Raw genomic sequence first — 17,389 nt, 5'->3', positions numbered from 1 at the left:
CCACCAGCGTTCGTCGACCGGGCAGGACGCTGCGTCAGGCTCCGCCACCCTGCTGCCTCTCTGCCGCAGCTCTGCTTTGCAGGATACGCCCGACGCCGCGGGAGATGAACGGCCGGACGGGAAGAAACAGCCGGTAGCCCAGTTCCAAGATGGTCAGCACGCCCGGCAGCGACGCCACCCGGGCCGCCCAGCGCCAGCGCGGCAGGCGGCGCCAGACCTCGACGAAGGCCGCCGCACCCGACAGCAGCCGCCCGTCCGCGGCACGCACGTGAAACCGCGCCATCGCCTGCTGCTGGCTCAGCCCCTCCGGTGTCTCGGCATCGGCCTTGGAGACATCGACGAAGCACAGCGCACCGGCCTGATCGGTGCGGCTGTAGTAGCCGATCTCCGCCCGGCACAGCGGGCAGGAGCCGTCGAAGTAGACGGTTGATTGTGCAGGCTCTGACGCCATGCGGATCTCCAAGGCACCGGCTTCGGTCCCGGAGCTTAAACGTCCGCGCGAGGGTCTTGGGTCTGTGGCTCGTTGAATTTCATTGGGAGGAAGGATGCGGCAAAGTCAGGTCCGTCGCATAGAAGAATGAGCCCATCGCGGCAGGAACCACGGCCAATTTGTTACTCCGTCATGCCCGGGCTTGTCCCGGGCATCCACGTCCATCGGAGTGCGCCGAACGACGTGGATGGCCGGGACAAGCCCGGCCATGACGACGTGGAAGCAGTCTGGTCCGACAGATCAAACGTCACCGCAGCACACTACTCACCGCGGCGGCATCTTCTCGAATTTCGGCAGCGCCGGATCGAGGTGATCCCAGGCGTATCCAGCCGCGGTCCAGGAGACCAGTTGCGGCTTGTAGCGGCTGGGATCGTCGAGACTTGCCGGCGTCACGATGAAGACATCGGGCATCGCCGGAAACGTCATGTGCATCGACGAGCCGCAGGTCGGGCAGAAGGCGCGCCGCTTCACGGTGCCGCCGTCGCCGGTCGTCTGCCAGTGCGACACTTCGCCGTCGACCTTCACCTCCGCCGCGACGAAGGTGAGGTGCGACTGATGCCCGGTGCCGCTGTCGCGCTGGCATTGCCGGCACTGGCAGTCCAGCATCACCACAGGCTTACCCTTGATTTCGTAGCGCACAGCGCCGCAGGCGCAGCCGCCGGCATAGACGTTTGTCATGTGAGCTCTCCGTGTGCGTCAATGCGGCCGCTGCAGCGATGTCTCGTCGCCGACGAGCTGATCGAGCTTCTTGACCACCGTCTTCCAGCCCTCGCCCATCTTGCGATACGCGGTCTCGTTGCCCGGCAGCACGAAGCCGGAATGCACGAGGCGCAGGCGCGTGCCGTTGTCCGCTCTGGCAAGCGTGAAGGTGACCACGGTCGCCAACGGCGCACCGTAGCCGACATTGCCGGCATGGCCGCCCTTCCAGGCGTAGGACAGCCGCTCGTTCGGCACGACCTCCAGCACCTCGCAATGAATCGTGCCGTCCCATTCGCCGGCCGGCGTGGTCTGGAAGGTGAAGCGCGTCCCCACCACGGCCTCGAACCCCGTGGGCGCCATCAGCCAGCGGCCGATCAGGTCGCCATTGGTCAGCACCTTCCAGATGACCTCCGGCGCATGCGGGAAGATCTCCTCCACCACGATGGCCTGCGTGTCCGGCTTCACGGTTTGATTCATGGATCGATGTCCTTCAGCAGTTTCCTCAGATCGGCGAAGCGGTCGCGCCAGAAGGCGCCGTAATGGCTCATCCAGTCGGCCAGCGGCGCGAGGCCGCGCGGCTCGGCGCGGTAGTAGACCTTGCGCCCCTCGGGTCGCTCGCAGACTAGGCCGGCCTGCTTCAGGGCTTTCAGATGCTGCGAGATCGCCCCCTGCGTGACGCTGCTGCCGCGGGTCAGCTCGACTACGGTGATCTCGTCGGCATCAACGATGCGCTCGAACACCGCCCGGCGGGTCGGGTCGGCCAAGGCGCGCATGACGGTGGTGATGGATTCGGGTTGGAGCATGCCAAACAATAGCTATGACTAATGAATTAGTCAACACTAATCCTTTCGGCCTCCCGGAACCGCGCGGTGATCGCCGGGCTCGATACCTCGAAAATCCGAATTTTCTTCTTCCGTTTTCCCGAATACCGTGCTATGGTGTTCGCATCCCGCCTCACTTGAGGGGCGTTTCGCGATCGTCACGAGCGTGGAGTGCGGGATGCGGTGGGCGTGTCGGGTTGCAGCGTGAGCGATCATGCCGACGAACGATCCGATGCGCACGGCGAAATCGTGTGGTCCTGGTCTCCCGGTGCCGAGACCAAGTCTGCGCCGCAAAGTCTGGACGAGCGCGCAAGGCGACGGGGTCAAAAGCCGGTCCCCGAGGAGAGCACGTATAAGCCGTAGCGCCATCGCGCGGGGAAGGCCGGATGATCCGGCCCGTACCTGTGGTGACTGCCGCCTGCTTTTTTTGTTGCAGGCGGGCCATGGGTGCGACCGGCACCCGGCCTTCCCCGCGCCCTCATCTTCGAGAGGGCGATGAGATGACAACACTCGGACGCGACAGCGGGTGCGAGGATGAAATGCCGTGTCGACACACTCCGTCGTCGTCCCGGGCAAGCTGCGACGACGCGACAGCGGCGGCGCGGCGCCGACCCGGGACCCAGACTCCGCGGCGGTTGTATGAGGCACGCTGGAGCTGCCAGCCTTTGCACCAATATCCGCCGGTGGTTATGGATCCCGGCGTTCGCCGGGATGACACTGAATGTGTGGCAACGGCAGTGGCTCCCATTGGCAGGTTTGAACCTTCACCTCCGCCACCGGAACACACCGAGACGCCCTACTCCCGCCACCGCCTGCAGAAAAACCGACTGAACCGCCCTCCCCGATCCGGTACACTCGCGACGTGACAAACCGCCCGACGATTCTCGTGTTCGACTCCGGCCTCGGCGGCCTCAGCGTGTTGCGCGAGGTGGTGCGGGCGCGGCCCGACGCGCATTACGTCTATGTCGCCGACGATGCCTTCTTCCCCTACGGCCATCACAGCGAGCCGGCGCTGATCGCGCGCGTGGTGCCGCTGATGGGCGACCTCATCGCCGCGCATCGGCCGGACCTGATCGTGATCGCCTGCAACACCGCCTCGGTGCAGACGCTGGCGCCGCTGCGCGCCGCCTACGCGACGCCGTTCGTCGGCACCGTGCCGGCGATCAAGCCGGCCTGCGCGCAATCGAGGACCAGGCGCGTCTCCGTGCTCGGCACCAAGGCCACCGTGCAGCGTGAATACACCCACGCGCTCATTCGCGACTTCGCGCAGGGCTGCGCGGTGACGCTGGTCGGCTCGCCGGAGCTGGCCTCGCTGGCGGAGGCCGCGCTGAGCGGAACCAGCGTCAGCGACGCCGCCATCGCGGCCGAGATCGCGCCCTGCTTCATCGGCGACGCCGATGACGCGAGCGCTCGCACCGACACCGTCGTGCTCGCCTGCACGCATTATCCGCTGCTGCTCGACCGGCTGCAAAGGCTCGCGCCGTGGCCGGTCGCCTGGATCGATCCGGCGCCGGCGATCGCGCGCCGCGTCGTCGACCTGCTCGGCCCGCAGTCAGACCGCGTCGATCACGGCGGCGCCGCGATGATCTTCACCTCGAACAAGCCGCATCAACTCAGCCGCGCACTCACGCCGTTTTTCGGCGGCCGCGTGCCGGCCTGACGGAGACGTCCGATGTCAGCAACGCCCAAACCGCTCAACCGCCTCAAGCAGGCCTGGCGCGACAAGCAGCCGACCTTCGGCGCCATCGCCACCATTCCGAGCATCCAGACCGTGCGCATCATGGCGCAGTCGCTCGACTTTATCATCGTCGACCTCGAGCACGGGCCGATCGACCTCTCCACCGCGCATGCGATGATCACGGCCACGGCGGGCACGCCCTGCGTGCCGCTGGTGCGCATCGCCGCCAACGAGCCGCATCTGGCGAAGGCGCCGATGGATCTCGGCGCGCTCGGTATCAACTTCCCGATGATCTCGAGCCGCAGCGATGCCGAGAAGGCGGTGCGCAGCGTGCGCTATCCGCCGCGCGGCGACCGTCTCTGGGGCCCGTTTCACGCGCCGTTCCATTGGAACGTGTCGATGGACGAGTACATGGCGACCGCCGACGACGACATGATCTGCATGGTCACGATCGAGCATGTCGAGGCGGTCGAGCGCATCGACGAGATCATGGCCACGCCCGGCATCGACATCGCCGTGATCGGCCCGGGCGACTTGGCCACCTCGATCAACAAGCGCGGACAACTCGATGATCCCGAAGTCAAATCGCTCATCGCGCGCGCCGAGGCCGGCATCCTCAAGTCAGGCGTGCCGATCGGCGGCGCGGCGCGCTCGGCCGAACAGGCCAATGCGATGATCGAACGCGGCTACCTCGCGCTCGCGCTCGGCTTCGACTGGTCCTTGTTCCAGCGCGGCATTGCCGCGAGTTTCGAAGGGATCAGGCGCTGAGTCCGCGCGGATGCCCGGACTTCAGGTTTTGAACGAAAAACAACATTGGGGGAGAAGACCATGATGAAGAAGACGATTTTCGGCTTGTCGCTGGCCGTGCTGGGACTCGGCGCCGCGCTGGCGCAGCAGCCGGCGATCAAGCGGACCCTGCTGAACAAGATCGATTTTCCGGACGGCCATACCATCGTGCAGGCACTCGCCGAGGTTCCGGCCGGCGGCGCCGCGGGCCGGCATACCCACCCCGGTGTTGAGACCGCCTACATCCTGGAAGGCGAGGCCGAGCTCATCGTCGAGGGCCAGCCCGACCGGCACCTGAAACCTGGCGATTCGTTCCAGATCCCGGCCGGGGTCGTTCACGACGCCAAGGTTCACGGCGACAAGGGTCTGAAGGTGCTCGGCGTCTACGTGGTCGACAAAACCAAGCCGCTGGCGTCGCCGGCGCCCTGACGGCAAGACGAGGCTTTCACCGCGCCGCGGCCCGGGGTAACAGGGCCACCGGCGGAGCGGTCCGGGTCTGCCCGATAACGGCTGCATCAGACGGCCATCGACACCAATGAATGGGAGTACCGATTCCAGATGCGCGGACAGACCAGGCCGATTTCGCTGCACCGCCGTCTGATCATCGATCTGATGCACGCCTCGCGCGACGTGCCGTTCGTGTCGCTGGAGCGCACGCTCCAGCTCGGTCCGCTGCTCGACGCTCGTGCCGCGGCCGATCGCCCGCCCGGCTTCGCCGCCCTGTTCGTGAAGGCGTTCGCGCTCGTCGCCCGCGACGAGCCGGTGCTGCGCTCGCTCTACGTCAAATGGCCGTGGCCCTGCTTCTACGAGCTGCCGCGCAGCGTCGCGACCGTGACCATCGCCCGAGTCGAGAACGGCGAGGATTGCGTGCTGCCGCAGCGCGTGTCCGGGCCGGAGACCATGACCCTGGCCGAGGTCGACGCGGTGATCCGGCAGGGCAAGGAGGCCCCGGTCGGCGACGTCCCGATGTTCCGCAAGATCATGCGGGCGACCCGGTTACCGCTCCCGCTGCGCCGCTTCGCCTGGTGGGTCGGCCTCAGCTTCGGGCGGCAGCGGGCGAACTGGTTCGGCAATTTTTCGGTGACCAGCGTCGCCGCCTGCGGCGGCGGCCAGTTGCTGGCGCTCAGCCCGGGGCCGTTCATCATCAACTACGACGTCGTCCGGCCCGACCAGACCGTGCGCCTCCTGATCCGCTGGGATCACCGGGTGACCGACGGCGCCATGATCGCGAGGACCGCGATCCGGCTTGAACAGGTGCTGAACGGGGAGATCGCGGCCGAACTGAGGGCTTTACCGTCAGCCGGGCCGGATTTGGCGGAGACCGGCCGGGCGTGCGAGCCGAAACGGCCGAAAATCACCGCCATCGGGGGACCCCAGGGGTGATTTCCCGGCCAAATCGGCGGTTGAGGTTTGACAAGTCAGCGGTTTCTCCCTTAAGAACCGCCCTGCTCGCGGGCCGCTTTCGGCCCGCGTTGCGTTTCGCGACCCGTGGCCTTCTCCCTTCATGCTTTGGGGATGGGCCTGTCGGTGGACCCGGTTCCCGGGACACACAGGAGGGCGCGTTTCCTCAAACCCGAACGAAAGACTGAAGAGGACGCGATGACTAAGCGCAGTGAGGCGAAGTACAAGATCGATCGCCGCATGGGCCAGAACATCTGGGGCCGCCCGAAGAGCCCCGTCAACCGCCGCGAATACGGCCCCGGCCAGCATGGCCAGCGCCGCAAGGGCAAGCTCTCCGACTTCGGCGTGCAGCTGCGCGCCAAGCAGAAGCTGAAGGGCTACTACGCCAACATCTCCGAGCGCCAGTTCCACGGCATCTATGTCGAGGCCGGCCGTCTCAAGGGCGACACCGGCGAGAACCTGATCGGCATTCTCGAGCGTCGTCTCGACACCGTGGTGTTCCGCGCCAAGTTCGTCTCGACGATGTTCGCCGCGCGCCAGTTCATCAACCACGGCCACATCAAGGTGAACGGCCGCAAGGTCAACATCGCGAGCTACCAGGTCAAGCCGGGCGACGTGATCGAGGTCAAGGAAGCCTCGAAGCAGCTCGCCGTGGTGCTGGAAGCGAGCCAGCTCGCCGAGCGCGACGTGCCCGACTACATCGAGGCCGATCACTCCAAGATGACCGCGAAGTTCATCCGCATCCCGGCGCTGTCGGACGTGCCGTTCGCGGTGCAGATGGAGCCGCATCTGATCGTCGAGTTCTACTCGCGCTGATCTTGACGGAGCGCTGCTCCGCCCACATCTGATAATCCGAAGGCCCTGGCACGCGCCGGGGCCTTTGTTTTTTTGGACTTCTGCTTTGGGTTTTCGGATGAGGCGAACCGATTCCCGAATGCCACACTTGCCACCGAATCGCCTCATCTGGGGCTGACAGCGAATCCGACCCGTGATTCACTGCCCGCAGTTGTAAAGTAGCGGGGCGTTCGCCATGGAGTTCAACAGGCGCAATATCATCTTCGGTGCGTTGCAGGCCGATGCGGTCGGTGCTCCACCTCTGCCGCCGTTGCGCACTTCACCGTTACGCGCGCGGCTCTCGGGGATCCGCTACCGTTTCAACGACGGCCTCTACCCGTCGACCGTCTTCGACCTTCTCGAACGCTCCTGCTGGCACGTCCAGTCCGATGCGACAGCCCATGTGATCCGCCATCTCGGCACCGGGCTCACCTTTGCCGACGCGCAACTTCGCTACGATCCGTTCGCGCTCGAACTTCTCCATTGTCTCGACAATTCTCCCGAACCCGCTGACGAGTGGCAAACCATGCTGGTCGGCTGGGCCGCGGTGAACATGGGCTGGAACATCAAGCGGCAGCGCCCGGGCGCGGCGCTGTTGTTGTCGGCATCGCGCCGCAGCCCGCTGGAGTCCTGGGTTTTCGACTGCGTCGAGGCGCCGGCGCTGGTGGCCGAACCGATCGAAGCCCGGCCGTTGCGGCGGCCGGACATCTGGCTCAATCCGCCGCGCGCGGCCTGATCGAGGAGGAGCTTTTTGCGGGAGCGATGCGAGTTGGGTAAGGTCCTCACGTGAAAGCCGAACGAGGACTGCCGATGTATTACACCCCGCCCCCGCGCGATCCCAAGGCGCCGCCCGTGCGCGTCAATCTTTTGTCCGACACGCAGACGCGCCCCACAGCCGCGATGCGCGAGGCGATGGCGCGGGCGGAGGTCGGCGACGAGCAGATCGGCGACGATCCGACCGTGCACGAGCTCACCGCCCGCGTCGCCGCGCTCATGGGCAAGGAAGCCGCGGTGCTGATGCCCTCGGGCACGATGTGCAACGTCGCCGCGACCTTGGTGCATTGCCGGCCCGGCGACGAGATCCTGGCGCACGAGACCGCGCACATCATCTCGCGCGAGGGCGGCGCCCATGCCGCGCTCGGCGGCTTTCAGGTGACGCAGCTCAAGGGCCCCGACGGTCGGTTCACGCCGGAGACGTTCCGCGCCGCGCTGCATCCGCGCTCACGCTATCAGCCGCCGCAGACCGTCGTCAGCGTCGAGCAGACCGCCAATATCGGCGGCGGCACGATCTGGAAGAAGGCTGATCTCGATGCAATCGTGGCGATCGCCAAGGCGAACGGCATGGCGACGCATATGGACGGCGCGCGGCTGCTCAATGCCACCGTCGCCACCGGCATTTCGGCCGCCGACATGACGGCAGGCTGGGATTCCGCCTGGATCGATTTCTCCAAGGGCTTGGGCGCGCCGATCGGCGGCGTGCTCGCCGGCAGCGCCGCCTTCATCGACGAGGTCTGGCGCTGGAAGCAGCGCCTCGGCGGCGCCATGCGCCAGGCCGGCGTGGTGGCGGCCGCCTGCATCTACGCGCTCGATCATCACGTCGACCGCCTGGCCGAGGATCACGCCAATGCGCGCGCGCTGGCGCGCGGGCTGTCACAGATCCAGGGCATCGAGGTGCAGGAGCCCGAGACCAATCTCGTCTTCTTCAAGCCCGACGGCGCCGGCGTCTCCGGCGACAGGATGGTGAGTGAACTCCGCAAGCGCGGCGTGCTGCTCGCGATGATGGACGGCCGCATCCGCGCCTGCACGCATCTCGACGTGTCAGCCGCGATGATCGAGGAAACGATCGGACATGTCAGGGAGATCGTGCGCGGCGCATGACGATCACGATGCGAGGACTCGAGGGACCCACGCCCCCGCAGGACGGCCGCCTATCGCGGCGATCCTGCGCGAGCGCGGCTCTCGATGGCCTGGCTCAACGCGTCATCGTGCAGCTCGGCGCTTGCCTCGGAGAAGCAGCAGAACACGATCTGCGACAGCGAGGTCTCGTCGTTGATGGCCTCGATCGTCGTGGCAACCGCGATCGATGCCGCACGGTCCGCGGGAAAGCGAAAGATGCCCGTCGAGATCGCGGGGAACGCGACCGAGTCCAGACGATGCTTGTGGCAGAGCTCGATCGAGCGCCGGTAGCAAGAGGCGAGCAGCTCCGGCTCGCCGCGCTCGCCGCCCTGCCAGACCGGGCCGACCGTGTGGATCACATGGCGCGCCGGCAGCCGGTAGCCTTTTGTGATCTTGGCCTCGCCGGTCTTGCAGCCATGGAGCATACGGCATTCCATGACCAGATCCGGCCCCGCGGCGCGGTGGATGGCGCCGTCGACGCCGCCCCCACCAAGCAACGACGAATTGGCGGCGTTGACGATCGCGTCAACGCCGATTTTGGTGATGTCGGCAACGACGACCTCGAACCGGGTCGCGCCGATGCTGCGGACCGGATAGCTCAGGCGGATGCTGCCGTGCCGACCGGGATGCCCTTGTCGGTGAACAGCTGCTGCAGCTCGCCGCTCTGGAACATCTCGCGCACGATGTCGCAGCCGCCGACGAACTCACCCTTCACATAGAGCTGCGGAATGGTCGGCCAGTTGGAGAACGTCTTGATGCCGTTGCGCAGCTCAGCCGACTCCAGGACGTTCAGGCCCTTATAGCCGACGCCGACATGATCGAGGATCTGCACGACCTGGCCGGAAAATCCACATTGCGGAAACTGCGGCGTCCCCTTCATGAACAGGACGACGTCGTTCGACTTCACTTCGTTGTCGATGAATTGCTCGATGCTCATCTTCGCTTCCTCTGGGGCGCCTCAAGGAACGCCTGGGGCTCGGTGTCGCGCTGGTCGCCGTTCGACCTCCGTCGTGCCCGGCCGACCGTCACAGCCTCTATATGTAGCGCAAACCGTTGTTCAGCCAAAGTAAAATGCCAGGGGGCCGCCGCAACGCAGCTCCACCGTCCGGCCATAGCCTGATGACAGCAATATTATAGCCGACGCGAGGGTTTCATCCCGTAACCAAGCCCCTATCTAGGACGAACTGCCCAGAGGAACTTGTTCCGTCGAATATCGTTCTCTCCCGGCAAACGGAGACCCTCGTGACCAGTTCAGCGTCCGCCCCGGCCCCGCTTCCCATCACTGATGTGCGTCCGACGCCGAGGTCAGGGGCCCAGGCCGCAGGCCTGATCGAGGCTTACCTGTCGGTTCGCGGCGAGACCGAGCGACGCGCGGCGCCGCTGAGCCCGGAGGACCAAGTCATTCAGTCGATGCCGGATGCCAGTCCCGCCAAATGGCACCGCGCCCATACCACTTGGTTTTTCGAACAGTTCGTCCTGGGTGAGCACTGCCGGGGCTATACGCCCTACCACCCGGATTACGCCTTCCTGTTCAATTCCTATTACGTCAGTGCCGGCCCCCGTCACACGCGGGGCGAGCGCGGCCTGATCACCCGTCCCGGGGCCGCCGATGTCACGGCCTATCGCCGGCATGTCGATTCGGCCATGGTCGAATTCCTGGGCCGCGCCGATGCCGCCACCCTGGCGGCCGTCGCCCCGCTGGTCGAAGTCGGGCTCAACCATGAGCAGCAGCATCAGGAGCTGATGCTGACCGACATCCTCCACGCCTTCGCCCAGAATCCGACCGCTCCGGCCTACGACCCGTCGTGGCGCTTTCCGGCGCCGGCTGGATCCGGCGAGGATTGGATCAGCCTTCCCGAAGGCATCCACACCGTCGGGCACGCCGGCGACGGCTATCATTTCGACAATGAGCGGCCGGCGCATCGGGCGCTCGTGGGACCGGTCAGGATCGCGCGCAATCTGGTCACGAACGCCGAATGGCAGGCGTTCATGGCAGACCGCGGCTATCAGACAGCGACGCTGTGGCTGATGGACGGCTTCGCGGCCGCCAGTCGCGACAGCTGGCAGGCGCCGGGGCACTGGTACAAGGTCGAAGGCGAATGGAAGATCATGACGCTCGGCGGCTTGAAGTCCGTCGATCCGAACGCGCCGGTCTGCCACGTCAGCTACTATGAGGCCGACGCATTCGCCCGCTGGTCCGGCAAGCATCTGCCGACCGAGATGGAATGGGAGGTCGCGGCCCGCGGCAATCAGTTGAACGACGCCTTCGGCATCGTCTGGCAGTGGACCCGCAGCGCCTATAGCCCCTACCCCGGCTATCGGCCGGTCGATGGCGCGCTCGGCGAGTACAACGGCAAGTTCATGGTCAATCAGCTGGTGCTGCGCGGCTCGTCGCTGGCGACGCCGGACGGCCACAGCCGCGTCAGCTATCGCAACTTTTTCTATCCGCACCACCGCTGGCAATTCACCGGGCTGCGGCTCGCCGATTACGCCTGAGCCGCCAGCCACGCCCGACAGTCGCGCCTGTGCGCGTCCAGGAGAGTATCATGAACGTGCACGTCAACGCCCTGGCCAATGCCCATTTGCCTGACGCCAAGACATCGGCTTTCGCGTCCGATGTGATCGAGGGCCTGAGCCGCCAGCCGAAGCAGCTGTCGCCGAAATACTTCTACGACGCGTCCGGTTCCGACCTGTTCGAGCAGATCACGCGGCTGCCGGAATACTACCCGACCCGCACCGAGCTCGGCGTTCTCAGGGAACGCGGCGCCGAGATCGCGGCGATCATTCCCGAAGATGCCGCGCTGATCGAGTTCGGCGCCGGCGCGACCACCAAGGTTCGCCTGCTCCTGGACAACTGCCGTTTCGCGGCCTACGTGCCGGTCGATATCTCCGGTGACTTCCTGACCGCCCAGGCCGACAGCCTGCGGCGCGACTTCCCGCCCCTTGCGGTCCATCCCGTCGTCGCCGACTTCACCACCGCCTTCAAGCTGCCCGACGCCATCGAAGGAAAGCCCAAGGTCGGCTTCTTCCCGGGGTCGACGATCGGCAATTTCGAGCCCCACGAAGCCTGCCGCTTCCTGCGTTCGGCGCGGGAGATCCTGGGCGCCGGCGCCTTGATGATCGTGGGCGTCGACCTCGAGAAGGACGAGCGCGTTCTGCATGCCGCCTACAACGATGCGGCCGGCGTGACCGCCCGCTTCAACCTCAACCTGCTGCTCCGAATCAACCGCGAGCTCGGCGGCAATTTCGACCTGTCCGCCTTCGTTCATCGGGCGATCTATAACCGCGAGCAGCACCGCATCGAGATGCATCTGGTCGCGCGCAAGCCGCAGACCGTCCGGCTGCTCGGCACCACCGTGCCGTTCCGCGCTGGCGAAAGCATCCACACCGAGAACAGCTACAAATACAGCATCGAGCGCTTCGGCGCGCTGGCTCGCGGCTCGGGTTGGAAGGTGCAAACGGTCTGGACTGATGCCGAGACGATGTTCTCGGTCCAGGCGCTCGTCGCCGAGGCGTGATGCCCGACGCGCGACGATCGCGAGGCGCAGTCGTCAGCGCTGGTCGGGCACCCCGGTCTGCAAGGCGAGAGCGTGCAGCACGTCGCCCATCTGGCCGCGCAGCGACTGATACACGAGCTGATGCTGCTGCACCCGCGACTTGCCGCGGAAGGCCTCGGAGATGACGGTGGCGGCATAGTGGTCGCCGTCGCCGGCGAGATCGCGAATCGTCACCTGGGCGTCGGGGATGGCGGCCTTGATCATCTGCTCGATATCGTGGGCATCCATAGGCATCCCGCTGCATCTCCTTCTCTCGACGACGGACCGCGGCGGCCCCGGTCGCCATGACTGCCTCCATCAGTGCGCCGTCGAACGCTGCGAATCAAGGCGTTCTCGCGCGACCGTGATGGCGGAATTTAGCGCGAACTGCTTCCGCGGTCACGCCTCGAGCCATTATATACCGGGAAACAGGGATAAAGCGGGACCGGGTGACGCACCCCGGAAGCGGGATCACGAGGGCAGGATATGAAGCTTCCAGGGCCGGATCATCCGATCACCATTACTGCGAACCCCCGGCGCGTGCGGGTGCTCGCCGACGGCGTCGTGATCGCGGATACCAATCGCGCTCTGACGCTGAAGGAAGCGAGCTATCCCGCCGTCCAATACGTGCCGCGGGCGGACGCCGACATGGCCGCTCTGCATAAGACCGAGCGGGTCACCCATTGCCCCTACAAAGGCGACGCTAGCTACTTCAGCATCAAGGCGAACGGCAAGACGCTGGACAATGCGATCTGGAGCTACGAAGCGCCTTTTCCGGCGATGACCGAGATTGCAGGCCACCTGGCGTTCTATCCAGACAAGGTCAGGATCGAGGAAATCGCGGATTGAAGCTGGAGACCGCCGCGGGGCTGGCGCAGGCTGCCACGCGCGGCGATCGTTTGGCTGGGATGAAGGTTTGCCCCGCTACACCCTGAAGATCGTCAGCCCGAGAATCAGAAGCACGAGGAAGATCACCAGGAAGATGTAGAACAGGATCCGCGCGATGTCGGCGGAGGCGGCCGAGATCCCGGTGAAGCCGAGAATACCGGCAACCACGGAGATCAGGAAAAACAGCAGCGCCCATTTCAGAAGAGTCACGGTATAGTCCTCCGGTACAGCGCCGCGCAGGCGCGTCGGCTCACTAACCACGCGATCCGGAACCGGTTCCTTGAGCCACCGCGCCGCCGCCGTGAAATTCCGCAACTCCCCGCGCCCCTCCGCGTAACTTGAGTTGCTGCGATTCGTAGTGAAGATGGCTGCAGATTTTTGCCGAGTGTGTGCGAAACCCGCTTGCGGGCCGCAGCGCTTGCTGATTTGCAGCGTCGACGACAACATCTGGTATTCGGGCAACGTCATCCGCTGAGTTGCAGCGAAGGCTGCGGCGGACAATGGCGCCAAAGTCACACGAGCGCATTCATTTCAGCTCGCGCGTCCTGGATCGAGGTTTGCATGCACCCGAGTTGGGGGTGCCGGCCTCACAGGGGCGGCAAGAGCACGGCAACAGCAGCGGCGCTGGGGGGCATATGGTCACATCGGTTACACAATCGGCGGCGGCCGCCAAGGTCGAACTGCAGGCTCGCCCGAAGGCGCGGGCACGCAATGCTGCGCTCGATCATGCGCGCACCTTTCTCACGCTGATCGTGCTGCTGCATCATGCCGTGATTCCCTACACCTATTTCGGGCACACCGACCCGACCTCCTTCCTCGGCTTCGACTGTATCGTGCTGGCCACCGACAGCTTCTTCATGGCCATGTTCTTCTTCCTGTCGGGCCTGTTCGTGTGGTCCGGCCTCGCCCACAAGACGACGTTGCAATTCCTGCGCGACCGGCTGCTTCGGCTCGGCCTGCCCTTCGTCGTCGCTGCGCTGACACTCATTCCGCTCGCCTACTATGCGATCGAACTGCGCGCCAATCCCGAAGCCACCTTCTCCGCCTTCTGGTGGAAGACCGTCACCGTCGGCCCCTGGCCGAGCGGTCCGATCTGGTTCATCTGGGTGCTGCTCGCGTTCGATACCTCGGCGGCCCTGCTGTATCGCGTCTCGCCGCGCCTGCTCGAGCCGATCAACCGGCTGTCGCAGCGCGCCTTCGAACATCCGCGCGATTTCTTCTTCATCTTCCTGCTGATCACCGGCGTCCTCTACATCCCGTCACGGCTGTATTTCGGGCCGACCCACTGGTTCGAGGCGGGCCCCTTCTCGGTCCAGGCCAGCCGCGTGCTGCTCTACGCCGCCTATTTCTACATCGGCGCCGGCATCGGCTCGGCCAATTTCGAGCGTGGCCTGCTGGCTGCGGAAGGACAGATGTCGCAACGCGGGCTCGGCGCCTGGATCGTGGTCACCGTGGTGCCTTATGCCTTGCTGTGGGTGCTGATCACGATCAAGCGCCAGGTGCTGGACAATCCGCCGGTGCTGCCGCACTGGTACGAGGCGGCCTACGGCGTGTTCTTCGTGATCTTCAGCGCCGCGATCCTGTTCGCGATCCTGTCCTACTTCCTGAATCACCGCCGCTCGGAATTCTCCGTACTCGATCGCCTGCAGGCCGATGCCTACGGCATGTTCCTGGTCCATTATCCGATCGTGCTGTGGCTGCAGTACTGGCTGTTCGACCTCAATGGGCCGGCGATCGCCAAGGCGACGATCGCGTTCGTCGGCAGCGTGCTGCTGAGCTGGGGCGCGACCTGGGTGCTGCGGCAGATTCCGGGGGCGAAGAACGTATTGTAAGACACGTCCGACTCCTCCGTCATTGCGAGCGGAGGGACCAACAACCACAGGACCTTGTTGCCTGGCGCGGGCCCGCCCGACTACTCCGTACACGGAGTATAGGTCCCGGATCAGCGCTACAACGGCGCGATGCGCCGCCGTAGCTTGTCCGGGACGACAATGGAGGTTTAGGCGGCGCCGCCCATGTAGCCAGGCAGCCAGCTTTCGAACCTGGTCTTGAGCGCGGCGACCTCGACCGACGCCTCGCCGGCAATCGCCAGCGCCGTGCCGCCCGTCGTGCCGATCCGCGTGCACGGCACGTTGGCGCCGCGCATCTTGGCCAACACGCGGCCGGCCTCGGTCTCCGGCACCGTCACCAGGTAGCGCGCCTGATCCTCGCCGAACCAATAGGCATGCGGCACGATGGAGGCAGGTGAAGCCAAAAGCCGCGCGCCGATGCCGGAGGCCATCGCCATCTCTGCCAGCGCGACCAGCAGACCGCCGTCGGATAGGTCATGTGCCGCCGTCGCCGTGCCCGCATGGATCATGCCGCGCACGACGTCCCCGATGCGCTTTTCGGCGGCGAGATCGACCGGCGGCGGAGCGCCCTCCTCGCGGCCGCAGATGTCCCGCAGATACACCGACTGGCCCAGCCAGCCGTGGGTGTCGCCGATCAGCAGGATCGCCTCGCCCTCGGCCTTGAAGGCAATGCTGGCCGACTTGGTGAAATCGTCGAGCAGGCCGACGCCGCCGATCGAAGGCGTCGGCAGGATCGCCCTTCCGTTGGTCTCGTTGTAGAGCGAGACGTTGCCGGACACGACCGGGAAGTCGAGCGCGCGGCAGGCCTCCGAGATGCCCTTCAGGCAGCCGACGAACTGGCCCATGATCTCGGGCCGCTCCGGATTGCCGAAGTTGAGATTGTCGGTGATGGCGAGCGGCCGGCCGCCGACGGCGGTGATGTTGCGCCAGGCTTCCGCCACCGCCTGCTTGCCGCCCTCGAACGGGTCCGCCTCGCAATAGCGCGGCGTGACGTCGACGGTGAGCGCGAGGCCCTTCGGCCCGTCCTGCACGCGCACCACGGCGGCATCGCCGCCGGGGCGCTGCACGGTGTTGCCGAGAATGACGTGGTCGTACTGCTCCCAGATCCAACGCTTCGAGCACAGGTCGGGCGTCGCGATCAGCTTCTCCAGCGCCGGAATCACGTCCATCGGCGCTTTGACCTCGCGGGCGTGGATCACCGGCAGCGCGGGCGATGCGACATGCGGACGGTCATAGAGCGGCGCCTCGTCGCCGAGCTCCTTGATCGGCAGGTCGGCCATGACGTCGCCGCCATGCTTCACGACGAAACGCTTGCTCGGCGTGGTGTAGCCGACCACCGCGAAATCCAGGCCCCATTTGCGGAAGATCGCCTCGGCTTCCTTTTCCTTCTCGGGCTTGAGCACCATGAGCATGCGCTCCTGGCTTTCCGAGAGCATCATCTCGTAGGCGCTCATGCCGGTCTCGCGGGTCGGCACCGAGTCCAGATCGAGATCGACGCCGAGGTCGCCCTTGGCGCCCATCTCGACCGCCGAGCAGGTCAGGCCCGCCGCGCCCATGTCCTGGATCGCGATCACGCAGTCGGCGGCCATGATCTCCAGGCACGCCTCCAGCAGCAGCTTCTCGGCGAAGGGGTCGCCGACCTGCACCGTCGGGCGCTTCTCCTCGGAGGAGTCGTCGAACTCGGCCGAGGCCATTGAGGCGCCGTGGATGCCGTCGCGCCCCGTTTTGGAGCCGAGATAGACGATCGGCATGTTCACGCCGGAGGCGGCCGCATAGAAGATCTTGTCGGCGTCGGCGAGGCCCACCGCCATGGCGTTGACCAGGATGTTGCCGTCATAGCGGGTATGGAAGCGGGTCTGGCCGCCAACGGTCGGCACGCCGAAGGAGTTGCCATAGCCGCCGATGCCGGCGACGACACCGGACACGAGATGCCTGGTCTTGGGATGCTCCGGGGCGCCGAACGACAGCGCATTCAGGCAGGCGATCGGGCGAGCGCCCATGGTGAAGACGTCGCGAAGGATGCCGCCCACACCCGTGGTGGCACCCTGGTACGGCTCGATATAGCTCGGGTGGTTGTGGCTCTCCATCTTGAACACGACGGCCTGGCCATCCCCGATGTCGATGACGCCGGCGTTCTCGCCCGGGCCCTGGATCACCCAGGGCGCCTTGGTGGGCAGACCCTTGAGATGGATGCGCGACGATTTGTACGAGCAATGCTCGTTCCACATCGCCGAGAAGATGCCGAGCTCGGTGAAGGTCGGCTCGCGGCCGATCAGCTTCAGGATGCGCTCATACTCGTCGGGCTTCAGGCCGTGGGCGGCGACGAGCTCGGGGGTGATCTGCGGTTCATTGCGCATGGAGAAATGCCTTTGCCCCGTGGGCCGCTGGTCCCTTAAACCCTGCTTCATAGAAAGCCGGGCCTGATGCGAAAAGGCCTTTTACGGCCCTCTCCCGCCCTGTCCAGAGCTTTGGCCCGGACCGTGTGGCGGGATATTTGCAGATTAGCGATT

20 protein-coding genes are annotated in these 17,389 nt (G+C 65.8%); 11 read left to right on the top strand and 9 right to left on the bottom strand.

The genetic code is table 11. From position 1 onward, the window contains the following. Positions 1-34: 34 nt before the first annotated feature. The 4 genes from ACQR0Z_RS24810 to ACQR0Z_RS24795 form a co-directional block, all read right to left on the bottom strand. Positions 35-451, bottom strand: coding sequence for a thiol-disulfide oxidoreductase DCC family protein (locus tag ACQR0Z_RS24810; RefSeq protein WP_434920378.1), 417 nt, complete (start codon positions 449-451; stop codon positions 35-37). A gap of 303 nt (positions 452-754) precedes the next feature. Then, positions 755-1,168: a GFA family protein gene (locus ACQR0Z_RS24805; protein WP_434920377.1), complete on the bottom strand. Its 414-nt coding sequence runs from the start codon at positions 1,166-1,168 to the stop codon at positions 755-757. 18 nt (positions 1,169-1,186) lie between these two features. Next, entirely contained in the window at positions 1,187-1,666 is a 480-nt protein-coding gene (locus tag ACQR0Z_RS24800; RefSeq protein WP_434920376.1) for an SRPBCC family protein, read from the bottom strand. Then, entirely contained in the window at positions 1,663-1,992 is a 330-nt protein-coding gene (locus tag ACQR0Z_RS24795; RefSeq protein ID WP_434858459.1) for an ArsR/SmtB family transcription factor, read from the bottom strand. The genes ACQR0Z_RS24800 and ACQR0Z_RS24795 overlap by 4 nt, the downstream gene beginning before the upstream one ends. An 880-nt stretch (positions 1,993-2,872) precedes the next feature. Here ACQR0Z_RS24795 and murI point away from each other — a divergent pair. The 7 genes from murI (at position 2,873) to ACQR0Z_RS24760 (ending at position 8,587) form a co-directional block, all read left to right on the top strand. After that, positions 2,873-3,670, top strand: a complete 798-nt coding sequence (gene murI, locus ACQR0Z_RS24790) for a glutamate racemase (protein ID WP_434920375.1) — start codon at positions 2,873-2,875, stop codon at positions 3,668-3,670. Between the two features lie 12 nt (positions 3,671-3,682). Next, a complete protein-coding gene (locus ACQR0Z_RS24785) occupies positions 3,683-4,456 on the top strand; it encodes an HpcH/HpaI aldolase family protein (RefSeq protein ID WP_434875425.1) in 774 nt (257 codons plus the stop codon). A 60-nt stretch (positions 4,457-4,516) separates the two neighbouring features. After that, positions 4,517-4,903, top strand: a complete 387-nt coding sequence (locus ACQR0Z_RS24780; RefSeq protein WP_035643542.1) for a cupin domain-containing protein — start codon at positions 4,517-4,519, stop codon at positions 4,901-4,903. A gap of 129 nt (positions 4,904-5,032) precedes the next feature. Then, positions 5,033-5,857: an acyltransferase gene (locus tag ACQR0Z_RS24775; protein ID WP_434920374.1), complete on the top strand. Its 825-nt coding sequence runs from the start codon at positions 5,033-5,035 to the stop codon at positions 5,855-5,857. 216 nt (positions 5,858-6,073) lie between these two features. After that, a complete protein-coding gene (gene rpsD / locus ACQR0Z_RS24770) occupies positions 6,074-6,691 on the top strand; it encodes a 30S ribosomal protein S4 (protein ID WP_315782312.1) in 618 nt (205 codons plus the stop codon). Positions 6,692-6,905: 214 nt separating this feature from the next. Then, on the top strand, positions 6,906-7,445 hold the full coding sequence (locus tag ACQR0Z_RS24765) for a hypothetical protein (RefSeq protein WP_434920373.1): 540 nt from the start codon (positions 6,906-6,908) through the stop codon (positions 7,443-7,445). 74 nt (positions 7,446-7,519) lie between these two features. Then, positions 7,520-8,587, top strand: a complete 1,068-nt coding sequence (locus ACQR0Z_RS24760) for a threonine aldolase family protein (protein WP_434920372.1) — start codon at positions 7,520-7,522, stop codon at positions 8,585-8,587. Positions 8,588-8,637: 50 nt separating this feature from the next. On the opposite strand, the gene ACQR0Z_RS24755 is transcribed toward ACQR0Z_RS24760, so the two are convergent. Further along, a complete protein-coding gene (locus ACQR0Z_RS24755; RefSeq protein WP_434875612.1) occupies positions 8,638-9,207 on the bottom strand; it encodes an O-acetyl-ADP-ribose deacetylase in 570 nt (189 codons plus the stop codon). Next, the gene (gene grxD / locus ACQR0Z_RS24750) at positions 9,204-9,542 is read right to left on the bottom strand and encodes a Grx4 family monothiol glutaredoxin (protein ID WP_006609190.1); all 339 of its coding nucleotides are present in this window, start codon (positions 9,540-9,542) and stop codon (positions 9,204-9,206) included. Before grxD ends, ACQR0Z_RS24755 begins: the two co-directional genes overlap by 4 nt. Before the next feature lie 305 nt (positions 9,543-9,847). Here grxD and egtB point away from each other — a divergent pair, with 305 nt between their 5' ends. Together egtB and egtD are read left to right on the top strand one after the other, a co-directional pair. Next, positions 9,848-11,101 carry an ergothioneine biosynthesis protein EgtB gene (egtB, locus tag ACQR0Z_RS24745; protein ID WP_434920371.1) on the top strand — a complete coding sequence of 418 codons (1,254 nt, stop codon included), beginning with the start codon at positions 9,848-9,850 and terminating at the stop codon, positions 11,099-11,101. A gap of 50 nt (positions 11,102-11,151) precedes the next feature. After that, positions 11,152-12,123 (top strand): L-histidine N(alpha)-methyltransferase, encoded by a 972-nt coding sequence (gene egtD / locus ACQR0Z_RS24740; RefSeq protein ID WP_434920370.1) that lies wholly within the window; start codon positions 11,152-11,154, stop codon positions 12,121-12,123. Positions 12,124-12,156: 33 nt separating this feature from the next. Here the strand turns inward: egtD and ACQR0Z_RS24735 are convergent, their stop codons facing one another. Beyond that, positions 12,157-12,396, bottom strand: coding sequence for a BolA family protein (locus ACQR0Z_RS24735; protein ID WP_315719345.1), 240 nt, complete (start codon positions 12,394-12,396; stop codon positions 12,157-12,159). Between the two features lie 231 nt (positions 12,397-12,627). Between ACQR0Z_RS24735 and ACQR0Z_RS24730 the strand changes: the two genes are divergently transcribed. After that, a complete protein-coding gene (locus tag ACQR0Z_RS24730; protein WP_434920369.1) occupies positions 12,628-12,990 on the top strand; it encodes a DUF427 domain-containing protein in 363 nt (120 codons plus the stop codon). A gap of 75 nt (positions 12,991-13,065) precedes the next feature. Here ACQR0Z_RS24730 and ACQR0Z_RS24725 read toward each other — a convergent pair whose 3' ends face one another. Next, entirely contained in the window at positions 13,066-13,239 is a 174-nt protein-coding gene (locus ACQR0Z_RS24725; RefSeq protein ID WP_315719343.1) for a DUF1328 domain-containing protein, read from the bottom strand. A gap of 425 nt (positions 13,240-13,664) precedes the next feature. Between ACQR0Z_RS24725 and ACQR0Z_RS24720 the strand changes: the two genes are divergently transcribed. Then, on the top strand, positions 13,665-14,861 hold the full coding sequence (locus ACQR0Z_RS24720; RefSeq protein ID WP_434920368.1) for an acyltransferase family protein: 1,197 nt from the start codon (positions 13,665-13,667) through the stop codon (positions 14,859-14,861). A gap of 167 nt (positions 14,862-15,028) precedes the next feature. Here the strand turns inward: ACQR0Z_RS24720 and purL are convergent, their stop codons facing one another. Beyond that, positions 15,029-17,236, bottom strand: a complete 2,208-nt coding sequence (gene purL / locus ACQR0Z_RS24715; RefSeq protein WP_434920367.1) for a phosphoribosylformylglycinamidine synthase subunit PurL — start codon at positions 17,234-17,236, stop codon at positions 15,029-15,031. Positions 17,237-17,389: the final 153 nt, after the last annotated feature.

This window comes from Bradyrhizobium sp. HKCCYLS3077 (assembly GCF_051167555.1).
Classification (GTDB): Bacteria; Pseudomonadota; Alphaproteobacteria; order Rhizobiales; family Xanthobacteraceae; genus Bradyrhizobium.
Note: the sequence above shows the minus strand (reverse complement) of the source record. Positions and strands in the feature narration are given on the sequence as shown.